The sequence below is a fragment of the Pseudomonas sp. R3-57 genome, assembly GCF_051132065.1.
GTDB lineage: Bacteria > Pseudomonadota > Gammaproteobacteria > Pseudomonadales > Pseudomonadaceae > Aquipseudomonas.
In genome coordinates, this window is the sequence record NZ_CP071655.1 from 818,347 (window position 1) to 843,982 (window position 25,636).

A 25,636-nucleotide genomic window follows, 5' to 3' on the forward strand; every position below is an offset into this window, starting at 1 on the left:
TAGCCCGCAGGACGCGGGTAATTTGAATAAGAACAAGGAAGAAGTCATGACTGTATATGAAGATGAATGGGCATTCTGGGACGATATTGCCGGCAAGTATATTTTGAAACATGCCGAGACCGACCATAACGTCAATAATGTGATTGAAGCTGCATCGACGTATGCCGATCGCATGGTGATTGCCCGACGTAAACGAAAATCGGCAAAAGTCCCGACCGGGGATGTCCCTCGGATGTCTGCATCCGCCTCGACCATAGTGGCGTCCGCCGCTGTTTGAAGACTTTTCCTTTTTCGAGATTGCCTGTCGTGGGTATAGCCGACGGCAGGATGCTTACAGGTGCAAACCATGTCCATAACCAAAGTAAACAGCAAAACATTCAATGCGCATCTTTATCTGAACGGCCGGCCGGTGGTGCTCAATCAACAGCGTCTGCAAAAGGCCCTTGGCCAACTGCGCATTACCAAACGCGAGCAACTGGAAGCCGAGGTGGGGCTGGCGGATACGCGTGTCGCCAGTTTCATTACGCTGGCCGATCATGAAGACGACGAACCGCTGTTACTGAAGTTCGTCCCGCAGGGTGACAACTATGAGATCTCACTGGTGCATACCGGAGCGTTTGCCAATGCGCGCCTTTACATAGAGGCCCTGACCCATAATCTTTTAGCCAGCACCAGTGCCGCCGCGCAGCACTTTTCCATCAGTACGTACGGCGTACCCAAAGCTTCGCTGGGCGACTTCGAGGCGGGCCCGGCCCATCTTGAGTTGAGCAGCAAAGCGGTCGACAGTAAATCCACGAGCAAGCCTTTTTACCACCACGTAAGCAGCGGCCTGGATACCTTTGCGGATGAAGATCCCAACCTCACCGGGCACAACGCTTTCAATAACAAACCGGCGACATTTGTGATCAAAGTGGTTCGATAGTTACAGGCTTCACGCCAGTAAAAAAAACGCGCCATTCATCCTGGAATGAATGGCGCTTTATCTTACGTTCGGTAATGTTCGGCCACTGGCCAGGTTACATCGTTGGAGCTCGTCTCACGACCTTTGGGCAACTTCATCACCACGCCGCCGGAACGGGCTATTTCATCAATCAGACCGTCATAGGCATTGTTGCCATATCGATCGTAATCGTTGGTTCCTGCCCACGTGGCTTTCTCGATGGCCTCGGCCCTGTCACCGGCCTGCAGAAAAACATCCTCTACTCTCGCCGCCCGGCTCAGGTCTGAACTCACCAGCCAGATCCGCTCGGCACTGATACCACGCGTCGGCATCGATATCCGGCCCTCAAGGGTATCCCCGTCAAAATCCCTGTTGTTCAGGTATATGTTCTCTACTCGCGGGACCACTTCGATGTTGCGAGTGTCGATGACATAAAGAAAGCCAAGGTGCTGGTCACGCCGTAACAAGGGATAATCGCGGGTCTCGTCCATCTTGAAGGATGTGTCGGAGTCTTCGCCTGAACTGTGTCGGAATCCACTTGAAGAATCGCTATCGGAGAAATGTCCCGGGTAACGGTTGGCCTGGCTGTTGTAGTGCCGAGGGTTGGAGTAATAATCGAAGCCCATGTAGGACAAGGCGTTGGCCACACCGAAGGTTGAACTGAATGCCCGTTTGGTCGTTGAGTCAGAGGGATTGCCGCGCAATTTCACCAGGCGTTTGTCTCGCGCCAGTTCAAAAGGCGTGCGCAAATCGGCGCGGAACATTGCCGGAATGTCCGTTCGGTAGAGGTAATCATGCTGGTTGCGCTTGTATCCTGCGTATTCAAGATAATCGTTAAGGAACTTTTGCTCATAGCGTTGGGGAAGGGGAGGCAAATCGTACTCGTGGTTCTCGCCTTCCTCCCTCAGTCTCAGGCTGAAGGGTTCAAGCTCTTCTGCAATATGTGCAAACCTTGTTTCGTCCGACGTGCTCTGGGTTAAGCGCTTGTGCTGTTTGGCCCACTCGGGAAACGTTCCATGCTCCATTTCCAGGCGCAGCCGATTTTGTTGAGCGATGCTCAAGTTGTAGCTGCGCAGAATCTCCGTTCGTTCTTTTTGGGATTTGTCCGGAAAGGACCATCTCAGTGAGTCGGTCAGGAATTTATGGGCGCTCGGTTCATTGAAGCGGGTAGCCCAGTCGGGGGCTTTTCCGGCGGCTTCTGCTTCGCTGCGCAACACCAGCGCCCGCGCGCCCTCCAGACGGTAAGTGCTCCATATTTCGCCATCGCTCCAATGCGCCAGCTTCACGGGTACCGAGATGTCTCCCCGTGCTTCATCGGGATCGACTCGTATCAGACCGCCGTTTTCGTCGACAAACGCGTGACCTGCATTTTTTTCCACAATCTGCCGTTCATACCATTTGCCGTGCTCGCCCGAGTATTCGATCAGCCTGATTTTATCCACTGAATAATATCCGCGGCTGTCGGCGATATGAGACTGCGTGTATTGCCGGGAATCATAGTATCCAAGCGGTTTGTTCAAGCTCCAGTGATTGCTCTCACCAATTCGATAGAGCGGTGGCCCCGAAGCCGTTCGCTCGGTCGGCAGCTTGGCGCGGTAGGCTTTCATCGTTTCGTGATACACGACCATCACTGTCTGTATGGCGGTTGTTGCGTCGTCGCTGACATCAGCGAACTTTCTGCCTTTGTAACTCCGCAGCCCTTCTACATCGTGAGCGGAGAGCCCGGTCAAAGCGTTTTGTCGATAAGGCTCCAGTGGCGAGGAGCGCACGGGTGCCAGCGGCTCGTCAATTTCGCTCATTCGTGTGACCGAGACCGCAGTCTCTCCCCTCAGTGCTTCGTCACTCGTCCCGTCGGCGCTACGCCGCGTCGAGTCATCCATAGCGTCGGAGCGGGTCCGGCCAGAGAAGTGAAAATCCACGTCAACGGGACGCTCGACAGCGGGACGAGGCGTTGACGGGACAGGTGCGTCAGGCGTTGGCGAGGGGCGCAGAGTGCCAGTGTTCTTGCGCATATAAGGTTCATTCCTTTGTGTAGGTCAGCCATCCATTGGCTGAGTGGGGTTATGGATACAACAGATACAAATGTTCCCGGAATTCGGAAATTAGGGTTTCATCCATGACATACATATTGAGTATTTCTTCATCTGACCATTGGAATAGCTCGATACTCCGCCCGATGTCGGCCCCGCTGGGTTTGTGTCTGCACCGTCTCGTGGAGACTGCGCAGGGCTGGCGGTCTCGATGGGAGGTGTTTTCGGGCGCGTGCCCGTTTTTGGCCGCATGGTTCAATCTCCTTTTTGGAAGAAGCAGCCTTTCCGTTGGCTGAGTGTCAGAGCGCCGGCGCAGCAGTCAGAGCCACATCGGCGCCCATTGGGTGTTGGATGGATGATCAGATTTTCTGGTCTGACGTGATGAACAAATCTTCAGGACTGATCGGGTTCTGTGGATCGCTGTCGAGGCTCCAGTGCTGCTTCGTCGAGCGGTAAACCAGCGAGCCGGTTTTGCCCTTGGCGCTAAGGTGGGTGACATGCACGCTGGCGGCCAGTTCGTTGCGCTGGCGTTGCGCGTCGATCTCGGCCATGAGCGCTTCGACGCTGGTGTAAGCGCTCGCATCGATGGCATACAACTGAAGAACTTCGAACAGCAACGACACTTCGTAAATATGCCCCGCGGACGTCACCACGCTGACTGACTCGACCGGTGCGTCGTCGTCGACAGTCGGCAGTTCGATCACGGCGCTGCCGATACGCAGGCGGGTGGTATCGAGCTGAATGTCATCGCGCTTGATCGTCTCCGTCATGGCGCTGGTGAAGATGTTCCAGACCGATGCGTTGGCGGTTTTCGCTGCCGCGCCCGGTGTTGACAGACGCACGATCGAGTTGCTGGTCAGGTACACGTCGTACGTCGAGCTTTGCCCATGGAGCACATGGATGCCGGTGTGCGGCCCGGCGGGAATCACAACTTTGCTCGGGTGCGCGGGCAGTGCCAGTTTTTCCCCCGCCAGCGGCCGGGTGAACAGGTAATTGCCGGTACGCCGCTTCAGGCAACTGCGGGTGCTCTGGCTGCGGAGGCCAGGGTTAAGCGCATCGTCCTGGTAGTTCAGCTCCGGCACTTGCAGGCGATATGAAACCTCATCCTGCAAAATAAGGACGATGTCCTGAGCAAGCAGCGGCGTGGTGACTTTCAGGCTGTTTCTGCCGCTGTAGCCGGTGGCGGCGGCGATAGGCTGAACTACCCCTTTGAAGGTCACGACTTTCTCCGGCAGGTGCAGCGCCAGGTCGATGTCTTTGTAAGTCAGGTGGGTATTGCCGGAGACACCCTTGCGGATTTCGACTTCATAACTGACCACGACATCTTCTATTTCAGTGCTCTTGAAGTCGACGTGAACCGTACGTGAAGTGCGCGTCGCATGACGTTTGGCGACGAATTCGATATCGCCAGGCAGGCGCGACACATAATGCCGTTTGCGCCCCAGGTCATTGATGTCCAGCGTACCGCTACTGATGATCTCTGCCACAGGGCTCGGTTTGCCGATGACGGTCACCGCCACATCGACCCGCTCGACCGAGGCCGCGCCCGGTTTACTCGGCAGCAGCGCCAGCAGCTCATATTCGTCCTGCGTCTTGAACACCAGCTGGGTGTTTTTCAACTGGCGCTCGCCGTCGATCCGTTGGTAGACATTTTCGATGGTGAGGACATGCTCGGGATCGTTGCCGTCGACGCCGCGCAGAGAGCGGACCACCAGGGCGGTGTCGTTGATTTCCCAGCGCTGGATGACTTCCCGCGGCCAGCCGAACTCGATCAGGCTGGCGTGTTCGCCGTCTTCGATGATTGTCGTGCGCAAGCAGGTATCGGCGATGTAGTAGCGGTCCCTGCCGCTGCCGCCATCGACCCGGCAATCGACGCCGCCGATGGCGATGGTGTCGTCGCCAGCGCCGGCATTGACCCGGTCGTAACCATTGGCGGCGATCCGGTTGGCTTCGTCGCTGCCGGTCACGCGACTGGTGCCTTTGCGCAGTGTCGAGACGTTCTCGATCGATGTCAGCTGGGCGACGTGTACGGCGCCGACATCGGCATCCAGCCCGCGCAGGCTGACCTTGCCGGTCTGCAGGTTGATGTCGTGGCCTATATGGGTGGTGTCATCGAGTGGGCGGCTGCCTTCGAACGCCAGCGTGTCGGAACCGGCGCCGCCATCGAACACGCTCAGATGAGCCGGTTTGCTCGCCCGGTTGAGTTCGTCATGGGTCACTTCGTGGTAAAACGCGTCGCTCTGGGCGCCGCCCGTGAGGGCCTTGTGACCGGCGCGGAAAGAAAACAGGTTCGGTTGATCGTTTACCCCGACTACTCGATCATTGCCATCGCCGAGGCGCCAGAACACACCTTTGCCATCGCCCGCCGTGCCGGAAACCTTACCTGCAAGGTCCGCTGGCAAGCCTTTGCCGGCGTCGATCTCATCGTCACCGTCGACGACCGCCGCCTGGCTATCGAGCTTGAACGGCTGTTCGCCGGCTCGCTCGTTCCATTGGTAGCGCCAGAGTTCGACCGATTTGAGCTCGACCCGAAATGCGCCGTTTATCACATGTTCCAGAGAGTGTTTGTACGCGCCTTCGAGCATTTGTCGGGCAGACAATTGCAGTTGGTCCTGATGGTCGCGATAACCCTTGGAGACCTTGAAGCGGTCCATGACCTCCTTGTCCAGTTCCTTGCCGGTGAAGGCGAACCAGCCTGAGCGCAAGCGTTCGTGGGCGGTCAGCTCGATGTAGTCGTCGATGTCATCGACCACGCGCGCGGCCTGATAAATCATCGAGCCGGCGATCAACAGTGCGGCGGCGGCCAGGCCTAGAGGGCCGGCGACGCTGCCGAAACCCGCCAGGGCCGCCACGCCCAGTGCGAGGCTGATACCCGCGCCGGCGACACTCAGGCCGGCGCTGACGTAGTGGTCCTGCGCCACCTTGCCGGAGGTCACCGCTGCGGCTTTGAACGATTTCACCGCATCATTGATGTCGAAGGGCAGCGTGAGGATGCTGGCGAACATGCCGGCGCCGCGGCTCAGGAATTTGCCGACAGAAGTCCGCGGGAAATAACGGAAGATCATCCCGCCGTTTCTGATCATCGCCTGGCCACCTTTGCTGAAGCCCTGCTCAACGATCAGTGAACCCAGTTCGGCGGCTATCGAGCCGCCCTGAATCCAGGCTTCCCCGGTTTCACCGTGCTTGATTGCATCCGTCATCGCCATGTAGCCGCTGTAGATGCCGAACGCTTGCATGCCGACGCCGGCGCCGCTCATCAAATAGCTTTTGCCTCGATTGACCCAGCCAGGTGAGTTTTCAAAGGCGTCAACGCGCTGGATATCGAGTTTTTGCGCGGACTGACCCAAGCGGTTGAGGCGCTCGAAAGAACTGCCTGGATCGATACCGGTAGCGCGAACGAACAGGTCCCCGGCGACGGGCGAACGCTTGCAGCAGATCTCGAAAAACAGCATGGCAGGGGCACCACTGTCGGCGATGTCGGCGGAGCGCAAGCGTGCATGGACCTTGTCGGCATCGAAATTCAGACCGTCGAGAAAGGCTTGATCGGCGCTCTGCATGCCGGCGTTCGCCGGGCTGATGGGTTGGCCGTGGATGGTTGCGCCGAGGGCTTGCAATTCGACCCGACTGGTCATGACTTCGCCAATGCGTAACGGGCCGAAATGTTTGTCGAGGGTGGCCAGCGTACGTCGGTAGGGCGCGTCCGGGTCCGCCGCAGTGACCGAGGGTGGCGGTATCAACCGAGCGGGCTGGCGCCCGTACGGGTTGGCTGATGCGCTAATTTGCTCCATCCCGAGGGCGCGGGCTTCGAGGGCGGCGAGGCTGGGTGTGATGAGTTTTGACACGGTATCAGTCCTTTAATGATGTGTTTGACCGGCTTCCATGCCGGGTGCTTCAGTGCAGGCCGTTGCGTACTCACGGCCAGGTAATGTCGTAGGCGAATTCGTTGCGGTTGCCGGAAAGCCTGACGATCGGTTTGGCTGCCGCTTCGGCACTGTCGATCAAGCGGTCGTATTCCCAGGCATTGGCATGGCCGGCGCGCGTGGCGGCTTCGATGAGTTCGGCGCGGTCGCCGGCCTGCGCGGCGATGTCATCGATGCGGGCAGCTTTGGTCTGCGCTGAATTGAGCAGCCAGATGCGCTCGGCCGCCAAACCGCTGCGGGTGACTGAAATCAGCCCTTCGAAATCATCGGAAGGGAACCAGGTCGGCGGCGTGTCGCGGGCCGCCGAGTTGAACAGCATGTTTTCTTCATGCGGGACCACTTCCAGGCCGCGCGTGTCGAGGACGTAGAGAAACATTTCCTGTTGTTTAGAGCGGCTGCTGCGGTAGTGGCGATCGTTGTCCCACGGAATCGGACTGGCCGGATCCGACCAGTCGGAGGACGTCGCGCTGTCACTGTCACTCGCATCACTGACATCGCTGTCCGAGGACGATTCATCGGCGTCGCGCCCTGGATATTTGTTGGTCTGGCGCTCGTAACGCAGATACTCCGGGTCGGGGCTGCTTGCGTACATCTGGCCTTCCTTGAGGTTGAAGGTTGCGCTCAACGGCTTGTGCGTTGTCGCCCCCGGTTCGTGGTGATAGCGCGGCAACAGGGTGCGGTCAGTAGCCAGCTCGAACGGCGTACGTTCATCGCCTCGAAACAGCGCCGGGATGTCGGTGCGGTACAGGCAGTTGTTCTTGTTGCGCTGGTAGCCGAGCTTGCTCAGCAGTGCTTCACGGACCTCATGGGTCAGGCTGCTTTCCGGGGAGTACCAGTCATGCCGGGCGTCGCGTTTGAGGTTGAGTTCGGTGGTGGCGTCGCGGCTCAATTGTTCGAGACGCTGCGGATTGTCGACGTCCTCGGTCAAGCGCTTGTGCGCCTCGGCCCATTCCGGCATCGCCAGTGTGCTTTTGAGTTCCTGGCGCAGGCGGGTCAACTGGCTTGGCAGCAGGCTGTAGGACTGCAGAAGGGTTTCGCTTTGCGCGCGGGTCTTGTCCGGGTGCAGCCAGCGCAGGGCGTTGTCGAGCAGATCGCTGTGAGGATTAGCCGTCTCTCGAGCGTCGACCCAGTCCGGTGGCTTGCCGCTGGATTGGGCTTGGGCGCGAAACCGCGTGATCTGCTGACCTTCGATGCCGTACAGCATCCAGATTTCACGATCAGTCCAGGATGTCAGCTGCGCAGGCTCTGCACCGAAGCCAGCCGCTGGCGCAGTGACGCGGACGGGGTTGCCGTATCTGTCCATGAAAGCGAACTGAGCCTCGGCGGCGTTGGTGCTCGAGAACGGCACGAACTCGTGATAGCCCTGAGCATCCGGCGAGCGCATCGTCCGTCGGTAATGCAGCTGATCGATGTGCACTGGAGCGGGCAGCGGTCGCGGCTGCTTGGCGGCGCTCGCCTCGGTGCCTGGCATCGCGGGGCGCTTGTGCATCGTCGGATCGATTGCCCCTCGTTCAGCGCCGACTGCGGCGGGCTGTTCGCTCAGGCGCCAGGTCGAACGGTCGGCGTTTTTGTACAGCCTGGGGCCGGAGGGGCTGCGCTCGGTCAGCAGTTTGCTGCGCCAGATGCCGTCATCATCGAGCCCGACATGGGTGGTTTCGACGCCGTCGGCATATTCGACGTCGACAAAGCGCCGACCGACGATCCAGCGAAAACCATCGTCGTCGGCCGCTTGCATGCCGCGTAGAAAGTCCGGTTGCAACCAGTATTGATCCACCGCGCCGGTTTGGCGGGGCGGCGCAGGAGTTTGCGTCGAAAGGGCACTGATGGTGACGGCCGGCGCGGGTTCGATATCGGTGCGGGCATCAACGTTTCGCGGCGTGCTGACGGGGTCGGCAAAACCGGGTAGCCGCCAGGTTGCAGAAGTACCGGGGGAGGGCGCCGGAATCGGCGGGTCGGGTTGTCGAACGGTGGTGGTGGGTTTGCGTGGCAGCTTTGGGCTCATGAGTGACTCGAATCAATGGATCAGCAATATAGCTACAACTTCAAAGTCTGATTGGTTGAAGTGTTTTGATGATCGAAGTTATTGAATTTGACGAGTCAATCTAATGCTTTTTATGGAGTGCGGAATTGCTTATCGCGGTGCGCAGGGTTGAATTGTGTAACCCGGTTTTTTCAAATATTTACAGGTGGGAAAGTTTCCGTGTTGTCGCGCGAAAACTTACGAGCAATGAGAAAGTTTGAATAAGTTAATCGCGCTGCCCTTGTCGGAACTTTCCGAAAAGAGCAGGGCGAGAAAACAACGCTTGTGCAGTTCAATCAATAAGCGTAACGCAGCAGCGTATGTGGAAGATGGCGCAGCACGAAGAAACCGAACATCGCCAGCATCGCCGGCAGGACCAGCCACCAGACTTTGAAAGGCATCGCATTGAGCGAGGTCGAACGCTGGCTCAGCCACAGGCTCGCCGCGCACACGCAACTGGCGAGCATGGCGCCGGCCAGCACATCGGTCGGCCAGTGCGCGCCCAGATACACTCGCGACAGGGCAATGGCCAGCGCCGGTATGCAACCGATCAGCAACCAGGTCAGGCGCATGCGCGGTGGCTGGCCGCGACCGGCCAATACCGCGAGGCTCAGAAACAGGGCGAACGCGCCGGAGGCGTGGCCGCTGGGCATGCTGTAAGTGGTCAGCGGATCGCTCAGCACTTCCGGGCGTACCCGGGCGAAGAAGTATTTGGTGCCGGTGTTGGCCAGCGCCGTCACCAGCAGCGTAGCGCCGGTAAACATTGCGTGGCGCCATTGCTTGCACACCAGCAGCAGGATCACCAGCAAGGCGCTGAACATCAGCATGTTGCGGAATTCGCCGATCAGAGTCAGCGTCACCGCGATCTCGTCGAGCGCCGGCTGGCGATGTTCCTGGACCAGGGTCATCACGCCCTGGTCGAGCGCCGTGAGGTAGGGATAGCCGATGAACAGACCGATCAGGATCAGCAGGCTCATGCTGCCGATCCACAGCGTGGCGCGGCGATGGCGGCGCAAGCTGCTGTTGACGCTCATCCCCACCATGACGGCAATGCTGGCGGCGACGATCCCGGCTTCGAGCCAGAAGCCCTCGGGCAGGGGCAAGCGGAACGCCGCGCCGGTGGCCCAGCCCGGCAGCAGGTAGGCGAGGCTCCAGCCGGCCGCAGCGAGCAGGCTGACAGCGATAAAACGTGGGAACGGCATGTCGCACATGCCCGCCACCATCGGCAGCATCGGTCGTAGCGGGCCGATGAAGCGCCCGACCAGCAGGCTGGCGATGCCGTATCGATGAAAATACGACTCGGCGCCGGCCATCCACTCCGGATGGCTGCGCAGCCCCGGCAGGCGACGAATGTTCTGGTGAAAATGCCGACCGAGAAAATACGAAATCAGATCGCCGAGAATGCCGCCGAGAAAGCCCAGGAGCAGGGTTTCGCTCAACGACAGCGCGCCGCTGCCGGCCAGAACCGCGACAGCAAACAGCAGAACGGTGCCTGGCACGATCAGTCCGGCGATCGCCAGGCATTCCACCAGCGCCACAAGGAACACCGCCGCCGCCAGCCACTGTGGATTGGCCGCCAGCCAACCGGTCACGCTATCGAGCCATGGGCCCATACAGAAAAACTCCATTGATTCTTAATTGATATTCGGGGCTGACTACTCACCTGTGGGCGCGAGCCTGCTCGCGAATGCGCTGTATCAAGCGATGAAAATGCTTTTTTAGAGCCCCCTTCGCGAGCAGGCTCGCTCCCACAGAGGTAAATCATTGAGTTGCGGGTTCGGTGTCGGCTCCAGGCAGCAGAAAATAATCCCGGCCTTCGACCTGACCCCGGCGCAGCGGGTTCCGCGTGCACCATTGGGCGTAGGCCGCATCGACGAAGCGGTACATCAGGTGCTCGTCCCGTCCCAGCGGAATGCCCAGACGAGTCGTTTGAATAATGTGTGAGGGCGCGGGACCGGTGTCTTCCACCAATAACAGTTGATGGTCGAAACGCTTGGCATCCCACATCGGTACTTTCAGCCCGAGGGCCTTGCACAGCAATGTCTGCCCGGCGCAAAGCTTCTGCGCTGGGCGCGCGCGACCCTGAGCGTCGGGGTTGTTCAGGAGCATTTGTGCCATGCTCGCCGGACCGCTGATTTCATCGACCCATGGATACGCCGATTTGATCAGCACGGCGTTGCCCGGGCCCTGCGCGCTGAAGTTCAGCGAATCGCCGCCACGGGCGTAGTACATATAGATGTGCCCGCCATCCAGAAACAAAGCCTTACGCTTTTCCGTGTAACCGAGTGAGGCATGGCTGCCTTTTTCGGCGCAGTAATAGGCTTCGGTTTCGATGATCCGCGCGCTCAGCCACAGATCGCCGACGCGATGGCGGATGACTTTGCCGAGCAGATCCTGCGCCAGCACCTGGGCGTCACGCTCGAAAAAACTGTCCGGCAGGCCCACCGGCAGGCGTGTGGGCTGAGAGTGTAGAGGCTCGTTGCTCATGGTGGGCACGGTTGATCCAGGCTCAAGAGGCCGTGATGATAACAACGCGGAGCTTAATTACGTCTGAACGATGGCCATTCGCAGCTCATTTTGACCATCCGCCCGTCACCGCTGTTAGTCGGGGGACGTGACAGCTATAATCTGCCGCTTTCCTCTTTGCCAAGACCCCAGCAGACCATGACTGAGTCCGTTCTTGACTACATGACCCGATTGGGTCGCGCCGCCCGCAGCGCTTCCCGGGTCATCGGCCGTGCCAGCACCGCGCAGAAAAACCGCGCCCTGCAGGCTACCGCCAATGCCCTGGACGCTGCGCGTGCCGAGCTGGCAGCAGCCAACGAACAGGATCTGGTCGCCGGCCGCGCCAACGGTCTGGAGCCGGCCTTGCTGGAACGTCTGGAACTGACCCCGGCGCGCATCGACGGGATGATCGTCGGTTTGCGTCAGGTCGCTGCGCTGCCGGACCCGGTCGGCGCGATCCGTGACATGAGCTTCCGTCCGTCGGGGATTCAGGTCGGCAAAATGCGCGTGCCGCTGGGCGTGATCGGGATCATCTACGAATCCCGGCCCAACGTGACCATCGACGCCGCCAGCCTGTGCCTGAAGTCCGGCAACGCGACGATCCTGCGCGGCGGCTCCGAAGCGATCCATTCCAACCGGGCGATTGCTGCGTGCATTCAGCGCGGTCTGGCCGAGGCCGAGCTGCCCGCTGCCGTGGTGCAAGTGGTGGAAACCACCGACCGTGCCGCCGTCGGCGCGATGATCAGCATGCCCGAGCATGTCGATGTGATCGTACCGCGCGGCGGCCGCGGCCTGATCGAGCGCATCAGCCGCGATGCCCGCGTACCGGTGATCAAGCATCTGGACGGCATCTGCCACGTTTATGTCAGCGAACACGCTGATCTGGGCAAAGCCCAGCGCATTGCCTTCAACGCCAAGACTTATCGTTATGGCATCTGCGGGGCGATGGAAACGTTGCTGGTCGACCAGACCGTTGCGCAGGCTTTCCTGCCGGCAATGGCCGCGCAGTTCCGCGAAAAAGGCGTCGAGCTGCGTGGTTGCGAGCGCACTCGAGCGATCATCGAAGCCGTCGTGGCCATCGAGAACGACTGGAGCAGCGAGTATCTGGCGCCGATTCTGTCGATCCGCGTGGTCGACGGGCTGGATCAGGCCATCGAACACATCAACCATTACGGCTCCCACCACACCGACTCGATCGTCAGCGAAAACCTCGCCGACACCCGGCGTTTCGTGGCGGAAGTCGACTCGGCCTCGGTGATGATCAACACGCCGACCTGCTTTGCCGATGGATTTGAATACGGATTGGGTGCCGAGATCGGCATTTCTACTGATAAGCTGCACGCCCGCGGCCCGGTGGGCCTCGAAGGTCTGACCTGCGAGAAGTACATTGTGGTCGGTGATGGCCAGTTGCGCGGCCAGGCGACGGTCTGACTTGACCGACCTCGACCTGACAGCGCCGCACACCGGCAGCGAGTCGCGCCCACGACGCATCGGCGTTCTGGGCGGTACGTTCGACCCGGTGCACATTGGCCATTTGCGCGGCGGGCTGGAAGTCGCCGAGGCGCTGGCGCTCGATGAGCTGCGCATGCTGCCCAGCGCGCGCCCACCGCATCGCGGTACGCCGCAGGTGTCGGCGCAGGATCGGCTGGCCATGGTCGAGTGTGCGGTGGCCGGTTTGCCGCCGCTGATGGTGGACGCCCGCGAATTGCAGCGGGACAAGCCGTCATGGACCATCGATACCCTGGAGTCGCTGCGCGCCGAAATGCCCGCCGAGACCCAGGTTTTTCTGCTTTTGGGCTGGGACGCATTTTGCGGCCTGCCCACTTGGCACCGCTGGGAAGAGTTGCTCCAGCATTGCCACATCCTGGTGCTACAGCGCCCGGACGCCGACAGCGAACCGCCGGATGCCTTGCGCAACCTGCTGGCAGCGCGTTCGGTGAGCGACCCGCTGGCCCTGAACGGGCCGAGCGGACAGATTGCATTCGTCTGGCAGACACCGCTCGCGGTTTCCGCCACCCAGATCCGTCAACTGCTGGCCAGCGGTAAGTCGGTACGTTTCCTGGTGCCCGACGCGGTCCTGGCCTACATCGATGCGCACGGTCTGTACCGTGCGTCGAACTGAACAAGGCGTGCTTCACGGATACGAATCACCGTATCGCCAAGCCGCCGAATACATGAGCAAAACGAGTTTTATATGACTGACAAAGATCTACCGAAAGTAAAGCGCAAAGGCACGTTCAAGAGCGCGCCGCTGCCGGAAGTCGCCAGCACCAACGAACCGCTCAAGGGCGATGAACTGGTCAAGCTTGCCGTCGCCGCACTGGAAGACGTCAAGGCCCAGGACATTCAGGTCATCGATGTTCGCGACAAGCAGAGCATCACTGACTACATGATCATCGCCACCGGTACCTCCAACCGTCAGATCAACGCGATGCTCGACAAGGTTCGCGAAGAAGTCAAAAAGCAGGGCGCCAAGCCGCTGGGCGAAGAAGGCAAGGGCGACAGCGACTGGGTTCTGCTCGATCTCGACCTGGTCATCGTGCACATGATGACGGCCTCGGCGCGTCAGTTCTACGACCTGGAGCGCCTGTGGGCCGGTGCCGAGCAGAGCCGTGCGGCCGATGCCAGGCACCACAGCCCGGAAAACACCCACGAGCATTTCACCAAGCTCAACAAAGACCAGCTGTAAGGGATTGCTGTGCGACTGCGCCTGATCGCCGTCGGTTCACGCATGCCCAAGTGGGTGGAAGAAGGCTGGCATGAATATGCCAAGCGTCTTCCGTCCGAGCTGGCGCTGGAACTGGTGGAAATACCGCTCAATACCCGTGGCAAGAATGCCGACGTGGCCCGATTCATCCGCCAGGAAGGCGAAGCCATGCTGGCCAAGGTCGGGCAGAACGAGCGGATCGTCACGCTGGAAGTCCACGGCAAACCCTGGAGCACCGAGCAACTGGCGGTCGAACTCGATCGCTGGCGGCTGGATTCGCGCACGGTCAATTTCATGGTCGGTGGTCCCGAGGGGCTGGCGCCGGAAGTCTGCGCCCGTGCCGATCAGCGCTGGTCCTTGTCGCCGCTGACATTGCCGCATCCGTTGGTGCGCATCCTCATCGGCGAACAGTTGTATCGTGCCTGGACCGTGTTGTCCGGTCACCCTTACCACAAGTAAGCCTGCCCTCATGTCTCAGCCGATCCGCATCAAGGACCACGAAAAGGACGCCCGCCTGGTGCGCAGCCGCGTCGTGTTCGGGGCCATCACGGTCATGTTGCTGATCGTTGTGCTGATAGCGCGGTTGTATTACTTGCAGGTGATCCAGTACGAATATCACTCGACCTTGTCGGAAAACAACCGCGTCCATGTGCAGCCGATACCTCCCACGCGTGGGCTGATTTTCGACCGCAACGGCGTGGTGGTCGCGGACAACCGCCCAAGCTTCAGCCTGAGCATGACCCGCGAGCGTTCCGGCGACTGGCAGCAGGTGCTCGACGTCATCGTCGAAGTGCTGGAGCTGACGCCCGAGGACCGGGTGATCTTCGAGAAGCGCATGCGGCAGGGGCGCCGGCCCTTCGAGCCGGTGCCGATCCTGTTCGAGCTGAGCGAAGAGCAGATTGCCCGCATCGCGGTAAACCAGTTCCGCCTGCCGGGCGTCGAGGTGGTCGCGCAACTGGTCCGTCACTATCCGCAGGGCGCGCATTTTGCGCATTCGGTGGGCTACATGGGACGGATCAACGAGAAAGAGCTGAAGAGCCTCGATCCGGTCAACTACAGCGGCACCCACCACATCGGCAAAACCGGCATCGAGCGTTTCTACGAGCCGGAATTGCACGGGCAGGTCGGTTACGAGGAAGTCGAGACCAACGCCCGGGGCCGCGTTTTGCGCGTGCTCAAACGCACCGATCCGATTCCCGGCAAGGACATCGTCCTGAGTCTGGACATCAAGTTGCAGGAAGCCGCCGAGGCCGCGCTGGGCGGGCGGCGGGGCGCCGTGGTAGCGCTCGATCCGAAGACCGGTGAAGTGCTGGCGATGGTCAGTCAGCCGAGTTTCGACCCCAACCTGTTCGTCACCGGGATCAGCTTCAAGGCTTACGCCGAATTACGCGATTCCATCGACCGGCCGCTGTTCAACCGCGTGCTGCGCGGCCTGTATCCGCCGGGCTCGACGATCAAACCGGCGGTGGCGATTGCCGGCCTCGATGCCGGCGTCGTCACGGCGTCGAGCCGGGTGTTCGACCCGGGCTATTACATGCTGCCCAACTACGACCACAAGTATCGCAACTGGAACCGCACCGGGGACGGCTTCGTCGACCTCGACACGGCGATCATGCGGTCCAACGACACCTACTTCTATGACTTGGCACACAAGCTCGGCATCGATCGGCTGTCGGCGTACATGAACAAGTTCGGCATCGGCCAGAAAGTCTCGCTGGACATGTTCGAAGAATCCCCCGGCCTGATGCCGTCGCGTGAATGGAAGCGGGCGACCCGCAAACAGGCATGGTTCCCCGGCGAAACCCTGATTCTCGGGATCGGCCAGGGCTACATGCAATCGACACCGCTGCAACTGGCCCAGGCCACGGCACTGGTGGCCAACAAAGGCATCTGGAACCGTCCGCACCTGGCCAAGTCGCTTGACGGGGTCAAGCCTGTGGATGACAACCCGATGCCGAACATCGTGCTGCGCGATCCGTCCGACTGGAACAAGGTCAACCACGGCATGCAGCAGGTGATGCACGGCGCCCGCGGCACCGCGCGTAAAGCGGCGATCGGTGCGCAATACCGCATCGCCGGCAAGTCGGGTACCGCCCAGGTCGTGGCGATCAAGCAGGGCGAGAAGTACGACCGCTCCAAGGTCCAGGAACGCCACCGCGACCACGCCTTGTTCGTCGGCTTCGCCCCGGCCGAGGATCCGAAAATCGTCGTGTCGGTGATGGTCGAAAACGGTGAGTCCGGTTCCGGCGTCGCTGCGCCAGTGGTGCGTCAGGTCATGGATGCCTGGCTGCTCGATCAGGACGGACATTTGAAGGCCGAGTACGCCAGCCCAATCACTGCGGAGGCCACGGCCCGTGATGAATAACTTCGATCGCATGCTCTCCAGTGAGGATGTGATGCGTCGCCGTGCGACGTTGCTGCAAAGACTTCACATTGATGGCCCGCTGCTGATCCTGCTGCTGATCCTCGCCGCCGGCAGCCTGTTCGTGCTGTATTCGGCCAGCGGCAAGAGCTGGGATCTGCTGGGCAAACAGGCGACCTCGTTCGGCATCGGCCTGGTGGCGATGATTGTCATTGCCCAGTTCGAGCCGCGCTTCATGGCCCGCTGGGTGCCGCTCGGTTATGTCATTGGCGTGGTGTTGCTGCTGGTGGTGGACATCATGGGCCACAACGCCATGGGCGCCACGCGCTGGATCAACATCCCCGGGGTGATCCGCTTCCAGCCTTCGGAATTCATGAAAATCCTCATGCCGGCGACCATCGCCTGGTACTTGTCCAAGCGCACCTTGCCGCCGCAACTCAAGCATGTCGGGATCAGCCTGATGCTGATCGGCGTGCCGTTCGCGCTGATCGTGCGTCAGCCCGACCTCGGCACTTCGCTGTTGATTCTGGCCGGCGGCGCTTTTGTGCTGTTCATGGGCGGGTTGCGCTGGCGCTGGATCCTCAGCGTGCTGGCGGCGGCGGTGCCGGTGTCGGTGGCAATGTGGTTTTTCGTCATGCACGACTACCAGAAGCAGCGCGTGCTGACCTTCCTCGATCCGGAAAGCGATCCGCTGGGCACCGGCTGGAACATCATCCAGTCGAAAGCCGCGATCGGTTCCGGCGGTGTTTTCGGCAAAGGTTGGTTGCTCGGCACCCAGTCACACCTGGACTTCCTGCCGGAAAGCCATACCGACTTCATCATTGCCGTACTCGGTGAAGAGTTCGGGCTGGTCGGCATTTGCGCACTGTTGCTGATCTATTTGCTGCTGATCGGTCGCGGGCTGGTGATCACCGCTCAGGCGCAGACCCTGTTCGGCAAATTGCTCGCCGGGGCGTTGACCATGACATTTTTTGTTTACGTTTTCGTCAACATCGGTATGGTCAGTGGCCTGTTGCCGGTCGTAGGGGTGCCGTTGCCGTTCATTAGCTACGGAGGAACTTCGCTGGTGACACTGCTGTCAGCGTTTGGGGTTTTGATGTCGATCCATACCCATCGCAAGTGGATCGCACAGGTTTGAATAAGGTGAACAGTTCAATGCAAGTCATGCGTGGCTGGGCGACTCGATGCGCGCCGCTGGTTGGCCTGATGGGCCTGCTGGGCAGCGTCCAGGAAGCGCTGGCCGGCGAATACGAAGGCTCGCCGCAGGTGGCCGAATTCGTCGGTGAAATGACCCGCGACTACGGTTTCGCCGGTGAGCAATTGATGGCGGTGTTCCGTGAGGCGCAGCGCAAGCAGGCGATTCTCGATGCCATTTCCAGGCCTGCCGAGCGGGTCAAGCAGTGGAACGAATACCGCCCGATGTTCATCACCGACGCGCGCATCGCCCGTGGTGTCGACTTCTGGCGTCAGCACGAGGCAACCCTGGCGCGTGCCGAGCAGGAATACGGCGTGCCGGCACAAGTCATCGTATCGATCATCGGCGTTGAGACCTTTTTCGGACGTAATACCGGTAATTACCGGGTAATCGATGCGTTGTCGACGCTCGGTTTCGACTATCCTCCCCGTGCCGAGTTTTTCCGCAAGGAGTTGCGCGAGTTTCTGCTGCTGGCGCGTGAAGAGCAGGTTGATCCATTAACCCTCAAAGGCTCCTACGCCGGGGCCATGGGCCTGCCGCAATTCATGCCGAGCAGCTTTCGCGCCTATGCGGTGGATTTTGACGGTGACGGCCACATCAATATCTGGAACAACCCGGACGATGCGATCGGCAGCGTTGCCAGCTATTTCAAGCGTCACGGCTGGGTTGCCGGCGAGCCGGTGGTCAGCCGCGCCGATGTTGACGGCGAGCACGTCGATGAAGGCTTGACGAGCGGTATCGAGCCGACGAAAACGGTCGCAGAGTTGCGGGCGCTGGGCTGGTCAAGTCATGATGCGCTGCGCGATGATATGCCGGTTACCGCATTTCGCCTCGAAGGCGACAATGGCCCGGAATACTGGATGGGCCTGAAGAATTTCTACGCAATTACGCGTTATAACCGCAGCGTGATGTACGCCATGGCCGTACATCAACTGTCTGAACAGCTGGTACAAGCACGGGGCGTCAAGTAATGCAGGCATTGCCTAACCATAAACCCCTGAAGCTGGTGGCTTTCGCTGCGTTGGCAGTTCTGGTCGCCAGTTGCACGACCAGCCATACCCCGACGCAGAAAGCTCCGTCCACCGCTGTCCGCGCCCAACCGGGCCTGGACATCAACCGCGCGCACAAAGACGGCGCGCCATGGTGGGACGTCGATGTTTCGCGTATCCCGGATGCGACGCCGACCCTGCACACCGGGCCATACAAGGCCAACCCTTACACCGTGCTGGGCAAAACCTACTTTCCGCTGCAGGAATCCAAGACCTACGTCGCTTCCGGCACGGCGTCCTGGTACGGCACCAAGTTTCACGGGCAGAACACCGCCAATGGCGAGGTCTATGACCTGTACGGCATGAGTGCCGCACACAAGACCCTACCGCTGCCAAGTTACGTTCGGGTGACCAACCTGGACAACAACAAGACCGTGATCCTGCGCGTCAACGACCGCGGGCCGTTCTATTCCGATCGCATCATCGATCTGTCCTACGCGGCGGCGAAGAAACTCGGTTATGCCGAAACCGGCACCGCGCGGGTCAAGGTCGAAGGCATCGATCCGCAGCAATGGTGGGCCGCCAAGGGTCGTCCGGCGCCGCTGATGCTTAACGAGCCGCAAGTGGCGCAGACCAGCGCTCCGGTGATCACGGCCTCGGCCGGCACCGTCGAGCAATGGACCCCGCCGCCGCAGCAGCACGCCGCGGCCGTAGTGCCGGTGCAGATCGACGCAAAAAAAAACGCTTCTGCAACAGCGTCTGGCCAGTATCTGCAGGTGGGCGCGTTCGCCAACCCGGACGCTGCCGAACTGCTGAGGTCGAAGCTCAGCGGGATGGTGAGCGCTCCGGTGTTCATCAGCTCGATCGTGCGCAATCAGCAGACCCTGCATCGGGTTCGCCTGGGGCCGATCGGCTCGCCGGGTGAAATCGCCCAGGTGCAGAACAGCGTGCGTCTGGCCAACCTGGGTTCGCCCAGCGTGGTCACCGAGTAATACGTAGACCTTGATTGACGGTTCACTTGCGGTATTCGGGGGGTGGACCAGGTTGTTGGCTCGTCGAAGAACAAAAGCCCGGCAAGGGTACTGGAGTGAGCAACTGAACACGCGATGGCCCGTTAGAAGGCTGTCTGAACAAGTTTTGCCCTCGGGCAAGTTTCCATTAGCGATTTCGAGAGACGGATGAACATCACCACCTTTGCCAAACGCCTGTGTCTGCTAGTCCCGCTGCTCCTCTCGCCAGCCGCTTTTGCGGTCGAGATGATGCCGTCGCCACCGCAACTGGCCGCCAAGGCCTACGTTCTGATGGATGCCAGCAGCGGCAACGTGCTGGTCGAGAACAATGGCGACCAGCGTCTGCCACCGGCCAGCCTGACCAAGCTGATGACCGCGTACATCGCGACCCTGGAAATCCGTCGCGGCCAGATCGGTGAAAACGATCCGGTGACCGTCAGCGAAAACGCCTGGCGTACCGGCGGTTCGCGGATGTTCATCAAGGTCGGCTCGCAGGTGACCGTCAGCGACCTGCTGCACGGCATCATCATCCAGTCCGGCAACGACGCCAGCGTCGCGCTGGCCGAGCACATCGCCGGTAGCGAAGATGCCTTCGCCGACCTGATGAACAAGACGGTTACCGAACTGGGCATGACCAATACCCACTTCATGAACCCGACCGGTCTGCCGAACCCTGAGCACTACTCCTCGGCGCACGACATGGCGACTCTGGCTCGCGCGATCATTCACGAAGACCCGGCTCACTACGCGATCTACTCGCAGAAAGAGTTCTTCTGGAACGGCATCAAGCAGCCTAACCGCAACCTGCTGCTGTGGCGCGACAAGACCGTCGACGGTCTGAAAACCGGTCATACCGACGAAGCCGGCTACTGCATGGTGTCTTCGGCGGTACGTGATGGCCAGCGTCTGATCGCCGTGGTATTCGGTACCAACAGCGAAGTGGCCCGTGCGGCTGAAACCCAGAAGCTGCTGACTTACGGCTTCCGCTTCTTCGAAACCCAGACCTTCTATCAGAAGGGCACCGAACTGGCGCAAGCGCCGGTGTGGAAAGGCACCACCAATCAGGTCAAGGCCGGCCTGGCGCAAGACCTGACCATGACCTTGCCAAAAGGCCAGCTGAAAAAGCTCGCTGCCAGCATGACCATGAACCCGCAACTGACCGCGCCTATCGCCAAGGGCGACGTGATCGGTAAAGTCGAAGTCAAACTGGAAGACAAGGTCGTGCACAGCGCTGACCTGATCGCTCTGGATGGCGTCGAAGAGGGTGGTATCTTCCGCCGCATGTGGGATAGCATCCGCCTATTCTTCTACGGCTTGTTCAACTGATTTTGTGTTGACCTGCATGGCCCCGCCCCGATCCGGAGCGGGGCCATGTGCGTTACCACGGCTTGCGCTCAAGAGGCCGTTACGCCATGACCGATACCGAAGTAAAGGCGCCAAAGATCGAATTCCCTGTTACGGATTATCCCGTCAAGGTGATCAGCGATACGGGCGTCGGTCGCAAAGACCAGATCATTGAAATCGTCAAGAAACACGCGACCATCAACGATGAGCGCATCGACGAGCGTCAAAGCAGCACTGGCAAGTACACCACCATTCAGCTGCACATTGTCGCCACCGATCAGGATCAGCTGTACAACATCAACAGCGAACTGCGGGCGACCGGCTTCGTGCACATGGTGTTGTGATGCCCGGCACGCTGGGCTTTCGCGAACTTGGCCGGATGGCTTACGAGCCGGTCTGGCATGCCATGCAGCGCTTCACCAACGAACGCGGCAGCGCTGCCGCCGACGAAATCTGGCTCGTCGAGCACCCGCCGGTGTTCACCCAGGGCCAGGCCGGCAAGGCCGAACACCTGCTGCTGCCGGGAGATATCCCGGTGGTGCAGGTCGATCGCGGCGGGCAAGTGACTTATCATGGTCCCGGCCAACTGGTGGCGTATCTGCTGCTGGATGTACGCAAGCTGGGTTTCGGCGTACGTGATCTGGTCTCGCGCATGGAACAGTGCCTGATCGACCTGTTGGCCAGCTACGGCGTGACCGCAGCGGCCAAGCCGGATGCTCCCGGCGTTTACGTCGAGGGCGCAAAAATCGCGTCTCTGGGTTTGCGCATTCGCCACGGTTGTTCCTTTCATGGCCTGGCCCTTAACGTGGATATGGACCTGGAACCGTTTCGACGGATTAATCCCTGCGGCTATGCCGGGCTGGCGATGACCCAGCTGAGCGATCACGCAGGATCGATTGAATTTGCCGAGGTAAGTGCCCGGCTGCGTGCGCAGCTCGTCAAACACCTCGACTATGCTGAGCAGACGACCCTCACGGGCGGAATCGACTGATATGACTACTGATGCAGTGCAAACCATGATCCCGACGCTCGACGTGACCGAGCGCCCGGCCCCGCGTCCCAAGGTCGAAGCCGGCGTCAAGCTGCGCGGCGCCGAGAAGGTTGCACGCATCCCGGTGAAGATCATTCCGACCACCGAACTGCCGAAGAAGCCCGACTGGATTCGTGTGCGCATTCCGGTGTCGCCGGAAGTCGACCGGATCAAGAGCCTGCTGCGCAAGCACAAGCTGCACAGCGTCTGCGAAGAAGCCTCCTGCCCGAACCTCGGTGAATGCTTCTCCGGCGGCACTGCCACGTTCATGATCATGGGCGACATCTGCACCCGTCGCTGCCCGTTCTGCGACGTCGGCCACGGTCGTCCGAAGCCACTAGACGTCAACGAGCCGGAAAGCCTGGCGATCGCCATCGCCGATCTCAAGCTCAAGTACGTGGTGATCACCTCGGTTGACCGTGACGACCTGCGTGACGGCGGTGCGCAGCACTTCGCCGACTGCATTCGCGAAATCCGCAAGCTGTCGCCGAACGTGCAGCTGGAGACGCTGGTACCGGACTACCGTGGCCGCATGGACATCGCCCTGGAAATCACCGCCGCCGAGCCGCCGGATGTGTTCAACCACAACCTGGAAACCGTACCGCGTCTGTACAAGGCCGCGCGTCCGGGTTCGGATTACCAGTGGTCGCTGACCCTGCTGCAGCGCTTCAAGCAGATGATGCCGCACATTCCGACCAAGTCCGGGCTGATGCTGGGTCTTGGCGAAACCGACGAAGAAGTCATCGAAGTGATGAAGCGCATGCGCGAACACGACATCGACATGCTGACCCTCGGTCAGTACCTGCAACCGTCGCGCAGCCACTTGCCCGTGCAGCGTTTCGTGCACCCGGACACCTTCGCCTGGTTCGCCGAGGAAGGTTACAAGATGGGCTTCAAAAACGTCGCCTCGGGCCCGCTGGTGCGTTCTTCGTACCATGCCGATGAGCAAGCGAAGCTGGTCAAGGCCGAGCTGCTGGGTTCCTGATCCTGGGCTGAATGAAAATTGCCCGCCGAGGTTTTAACGCCCGGCGGGCATTTTTTTGCCCGTCTCACATCCGATGCTGACTTTTCCTGCAACTTGCGGCGGGGTCGACCCTCTTCTGTTTGCCCGCGTTCCTGACTACTGTGTGTGCATGAATTCATAGAGAGATCCAAGGATGACCATTCGACCGACTCACACGCTTTGCCCGCACCGAGCCGTGCCCGCACTGCCGGCAGAAGGGCTTATCGGCGTCATTGCGCCCGCCGGGCCTGGCGCTCTGGACACGGAAAAGGCGCTGCAATGGATGCGCGCCCGTGGCTATGGGCTGAAGGTGTTTCCTGGTGTTTACGAGAAGGACGGCTATCTGGCCGGTAGCGATGACGTGCGCCTGCGTGATCTGCACGCGGCATTCGCAGATCCCGAAGTCGACGCGATCATTTGTCTGCGCGGCGGTTACGGCACGCCGCGGTTGCTTGACCGGATCGACTACGACTTGCTCAGTCGCCACGCCAAGCCCTTCGTCGGCTACAGCGACATCACCGCGTTGCACCTGGCGATCAGTCGCTATGCCGGCTTCGTGACCTTTCACGGGCCGTTGCTCAATGCTGATTTGCTGGGCGAAAAGGAACCGCCGACCGTCACTTCGTTCTTCGCCATGTTGCGCGGGCAGTCGAAGGCGGGAAATGTGCTCAGCCACCCAGTGGCGTATCCGTTGACCACTGTCGAGCCGGGCGTCGCTCACGGGCGTCTGCTGGGCGGCAATCTGGCAATGATCGCCGCAACGTTGGGCACGCCTTATGAAATCGATGTCGAAGGGGTGATCCTGCTGATCGAGGATATCAACGAGCCGCTGTATCGCATCGACCGCTTGCTGACGCAGATGCGTCTGGCGGGCAAGTTGGCGAAATTGCGTGGGGTGTTGGTGGGAGATGTCGCGGGGGTCGATATTCAGGCCCTGAACCGCTTGCTCAAGCAGACCTTCGAACCGTTGCGGATTCCGGTTTTGTCAGGCTGGCGCAGCGGGCATTGCGACCCGAACCTGACGCTGCCGATGGGCGCGCTGGTGCGCCTGGATGCTGGGAAGCAGGAGTTGATGCTGGAGCAGGATGTGGTGATCAAGGCTTAGACATTAGTCGCCTGACAGTAGGTCTTCGCGAGCAGGCTCGCTCCCACAGTGACCGCGTTTCAACTGGAGAATGCGGTCGAATGTGGGAGAGCGAGCCTGCTCGCGATGGCGGCATCAGCCATACAACCTGGCCACTATTGAGCGCGCAGGCTTTCCAGCAACTTGTGCGTCGGATAACCATCCGCCGGCCAGCCCAGTGACTGCTGCGCGCTGCGAATCGCTTTGCGCGTGTTGGCGCCGATGATCCCGTCCGCCGTGCCGGCGTCGAAGTTGCGCGCACTCATCAACGTCTGCAGTTCCATCCGCTCGGTGCGGCTCAACGGCAGGTCGTCTTTCGGCCAGGTTCCGTTGATCAAGCCACCCCCATTGAAGCGCTCCGACAGCAGGCTCACCGCCAAGGCGTAGGACGATGAGTTGTTGTACTTGAGGATCGCCCGGAAGTTGTCGAGGATCAGGAACGCCGGACCGCGATAACCGGCCGGCAGCAGCAGGGCGGCGGACAGTTGCTCAGAGCCGACAGGCACTTGCGCACCGTTCGGCAGGCTCACGCCCAACTGACGCCATTCGGCGACGCTTTTGCGAATCGCACCGTCGGCCAGGGTGTAATCGAAGGCGCTTGGCAATAGCACTTCGAAGCCCCACGGTTGGCCACGCTGCCAGCCCGAACTCTGCAAATAATGCGCAGTCGAAGCCAGCGCATCGGCGGGGCTGCCCCAGATGTCGCGGCGGCCATCACCGTCAAAATCCACGGCGTGGGTGTTGTAGGTGGTCGGAATGAACTGGGTCTGGCCCATGGCGCCAGCCCAGGAGCCGAGCATTTTATCCGGCGTGATATCGCCCTGTTGCAGGATTTGCAGCGCGGCAATCAGTTGCGCGTGGGCAAAGCCCGGGCGGCGGCCTTCGTAGGCGAGGGTGGCCAGTGAGTTGATCACCGACTTGCTGCCCTGGAACTGGCCGAAGTTGCTTTCCATGCCCCATACCGACACCAGCGCCTGGCGATCAACGCCATAGCGTTGTTCGATGTCGCGCAGGATGTCGGCGTATTGATTGACCAGCGTCTGGCCTTTGCGCACGCGCAGCGGCGACAGTGCGCCGTCGAGGTATTCCCACACCGGGCGGGAGAATTCCGGCTGACTGCGGTCGGCACGAATCACGCTGGCATCGAAGCTGACATCGGCAAACGCACGATCGAACAACTCAGGGCGAATCCCGGCGGCCAGGGCATCCTTGCGGAATCCCGCTTGCCATTCGGCAAAAGTCTGGGTGGGTTGCAGATCGAGAGGGTCGGCGGACGGCACTACCGGCGGGATGATCGCTGGGGCCGTGGCGACAGGTGCGGCTTGCAGGGGTTGTGCATCGGCGGCGGTGGGTTTTTCCGCGCAGGCGACAAGCAGAATGAAGCTGGAGGCAGCGATCAGTTGGCGAACAGGCCAACGATTGGAAAGACTGAAGGGCATGCACGGTTCCAGGGAATAC

At 60.6% G+C, this 25,636-nt stretch carries 21 protein-coding genes; 15 read left to right on the top strand and 6 right to left on the bottom strand.

All coding sequences use genetic code 11. From position 1 onward, the window contains the following. Nucleotides 1-46 precede the first annotated feature (46 nt). Entirely contained in the window at nucleotides 47-277 is a 231-nt protein-coding gene (locus tag J3P93_RS03805; protein WP_434595208.1) for a hypothetical protein, read from the top strand. A gap of 69 nt (nucleotides 278-346) precedes the next feature. Continuing rightward, nucleotides 347-922 (top strand): hypothetical protein, encoded by a 576-nt coding sequence (locus tag J3P93_RS03810; RefSeq protein ID WP_434595209.1) that lies wholly within the window; start codon nucleotides 347-349, stop codon nucleotides 920-922. 62 nt (nucleotides 923-984) lie between these two features. Here the strand turns inward: J3P93_RS03810 and J3P93_RS03815 are convergent, their stop codons facing one another. The 5 genes from J3P93_RS03815 to J3P93_RS03835 form a co-directional block, all read right to left on the bottom strand. After that, nucleotides 985-2,739: a hypothetical protein gene (locus tag J3P93_RS03815; RefSeq protein WP_434595210.1), complete on the bottom strand. Its 1,755-nt coding sequence runs from the start codon at nucleotides 2,737-2,739 to the stop codon at nucleotides 985-987. A gap of 590 nt (nucleotides 2,740-3,329) precedes the next feature. Continuing rightward, nucleotides 3,330-6,812, bottom strand: a complete 3,483-nt coding sequence (locus J3P93_RS03820) for a calcium-binding protein (protein WP_434595212.1) — start codon at nucleotides 6,810-6,812, stop codon at nucleotides 3,330-3,332. Nucleotides 6,813-6,882: 70 nt separating this feature from the next. Then, nucleotides 6,883-8,892, bottom strand: coding sequence for a hypothetical protein (locus J3P93_RS03825; protein ID WP_434595213.1), 2,010 nt, complete (start codon nucleotides 8,890-8,892; stop codon nucleotides 6,883-6,885). A gap of 314 nt (nucleotides 8,893-9,206) precedes the next feature. Next, nucleotides 9,207-10,523: a bifunctional DedA family/phosphatase PAP2 family protein gene (locus tag J3P93_RS03830; RefSeq protein ID WP_434595214.1), complete on the bottom strand. Its 1,317-nt coding sequence runs from the start codon at nucleotides 10,521-10,523 to the stop codon at nucleotides 9,207-9,209. 148 nt (nucleotides 10,524-10,671) lie between these two features. Beyond that, entirely contained in the window at nucleotides 10,672-11,397 is a 726-nt protein-coding gene (locus J3P93_RS03835; RefSeq protein ID WP_434595215.1) for a DNA-3-methyladenine glycosylase, read from the bottom strand. 177 nt (nucleotides 11,398-11,574) lie between these two features. On the opposite strand from J3P93_RS03835, the gene J3P93_RS03840 reads away from it, so the two are divergent. The 13 genes from J3P93_RS03840 (at nucleotide 11,575) to J3P93_RS03900 (ending at nucleotide 24,160) form a co-directional block, all read left to right on the top strand. Beyond that, nucleotides 11,575-12,846 (top strand): glutamate-5-semialdehyde dehydrogenase, encoded by a 1,272-nt coding sequence (locus J3P93_RS03840; protein WP_434595217.1) that lies wholly within the window; start codon nucleotides 11,575-11,577, stop codon nucleotides 12,844-12,846. Further along, nucleotides 12,815-13,537: a nicotinate-nucleotide adenylyltransferase gene (gene nadD / locus J3P93_RS03845; RefSeq protein WP_425516387.1), complete on the top strand. Its 723-nt coding sequence runs from the start codon at nucleotides 12,815-12,817 to the stop codon at nucleotides 13,535-13,537. The genes J3P93_RS03840 and nadD overlap by 32 nt, the downstream gene beginning before the upstream one ends. A 72-nt stretch (nucleotides 13,538-13,609) precedes the next feature. Next, entirely contained in the window at nucleotides 13,610-14,104 is a 495-nt protein-coding gene (gene rsfS / locus J3P93_RS03850) for a ribosome silencing factor (RefSeq protein ID WP_090286619.1), read from the top strand. Between the two features lie 9 nt (nucleotides 14,105-14,113). After that, complete coding sequence (gene rlmH / locus J3P93_RS03855; RefSeq protein ID WP_009051038.1) at nucleotides 14,114-14,581, top strand: 23S rRNA (pseudouridine(1915)-N(3))-methyltransferase RlmH; 468 nt, start codon at nucleotides 14,114-14,116, stop codon at nucleotides 14,579-14,581. Nucleotides 14,582-14,591: 10 nt separating this feature from the next. Beyond that, nucleotides 14,592-16,487 (top strand): penicillin-binding protein 2, encoded by a 1,896-nt coding sequence (mrdA, locus tag J3P93_RS03860; RefSeq protein WP_434595221.1) that lies wholly within the window; start codon nucleotides 14,592-14,594, stop codon nucleotides 16,485-16,487. Between the two features lie 31 nt (nucleotides 16,488-16,518). After that, nucleotides 16,519-17,622 (top strand): rod shape-determining protein RodA, encoded by a 1,104-nt coding sequence (gene rodA / locus J3P93_RS03865; RefSeq protein ID WP_167359939.1) that lies wholly within the window; start codon nucleotides 16,519-16,521, stop codon nucleotides 17,620-17,622. Between the two features lie 17 nt (nucleotides 17,623-17,639). Further along, nucleotides 17,640-18,650: a lytic murein transglycosylase B gene (gene mltB, locus J3P93_RS03870; RefSeq protein WP_434595224.1), complete on the top strand. Its 1,011-nt coding sequence runs from the start codon at nucleotides 17,640-17,642 to the stop codon at nucleotides 18,648-18,650. After that, complete coding sequence (locus tag J3P93_RS03875) at nucleotides 18,650-19,660, top strand: septal ring lytic transglycosylase RlpA family protein (protein WP_434595226.1); 1,011 nt, start codon at nucleotides 18,650-18,652, stop codon at nucleotides 19,658-19,660. Before mltB ends, J3P93_RS03875 begins: the two co-directional genes overlap by 1 nt. A gap of 186 nt (nucleotides 19,661-19,846) precedes the next feature. Further along, nucleotides 19,847-21,004, top strand: coding sequence for a D-alanyl-D-alanine carboxypeptidase family protein (locus tag J3P93_RS03880; protein ID WP_434595229.1), 1,158 nt, complete (start codon nucleotides 19,847-19,849; stop codon nucleotides 21,002-21,004). An 86-nt stretch (nucleotides 21,005-21,090) separates the two neighbouring features. Further along, entirely contained in the window at nucleotides 21,091-21,366 is a 276-nt protein-coding gene (locus J3P93_RS03885; protein ID WP_093098020.1) for a DUF493 domain-containing protein, read from the top strand. Beyond that, nucleotides 21,366-22,013: a lipoyl(octanoyl) transferase LipB gene (lipB, locus tag J3P93_RS03890; protein ID WP_434595232.1), complete on the top strand. Its 648-nt coding sequence runs from the start codon at nucleotides 21,366-21,368 to the stop codon at nucleotides 22,011-22,013. Before J3P93_RS03885 ends, lipB begins: the two co-directional genes overlap by 1 nt. 25 nt (nucleotides 22,014-22,038) lie before the next feature. Beyond that, on the top strand, nucleotides 22,039-23,037 hold the full coding sequence (gene lipA / locus J3P93_RS03895; RefSeq protein ID WP_160768663.1) for a lipoyl synthase: 999 nt from the start codon (nucleotides 22,039-22,041) through the stop codon (nucleotides 23,035-23,037). Nucleotides 23,038-23,209: 172 nt separating this feature from the next. After that, the gene (locus J3P93_RS03900) at nucleotides 23,210-24,160 is read left to right on the top strand and encodes a S66 peptidase family protein (protein ID WP_434595234.1); all 951 of its coding nucleotides are present in this window, start codon (nucleotides 23,210-23,212) and stop codon (nucleotides 24,158-24,160) included. Nucleotides 24,161-24,294: 134 nt separating this feature from the next. On the opposite strand, the gene J3P93_RS03905 is transcribed toward J3P93_RS03900, so the two are convergent. Further along, nucleotides 24,295-25,617 carry a lytic murein transglycosylase gene (locus J3P93_RS03905; protein ID WP_434595237.1) on the bottom strand — a complete coding sequence of 441 codons (1,323 nt, stop codon included), beginning with the start codon at nucleotides 25,615-25,617 and terminating at the stop codon, nucleotides 24,295-24,297. Between the last annotated feature and the right edge of the window lie 19 nt (nucleotides 25,618-25,636).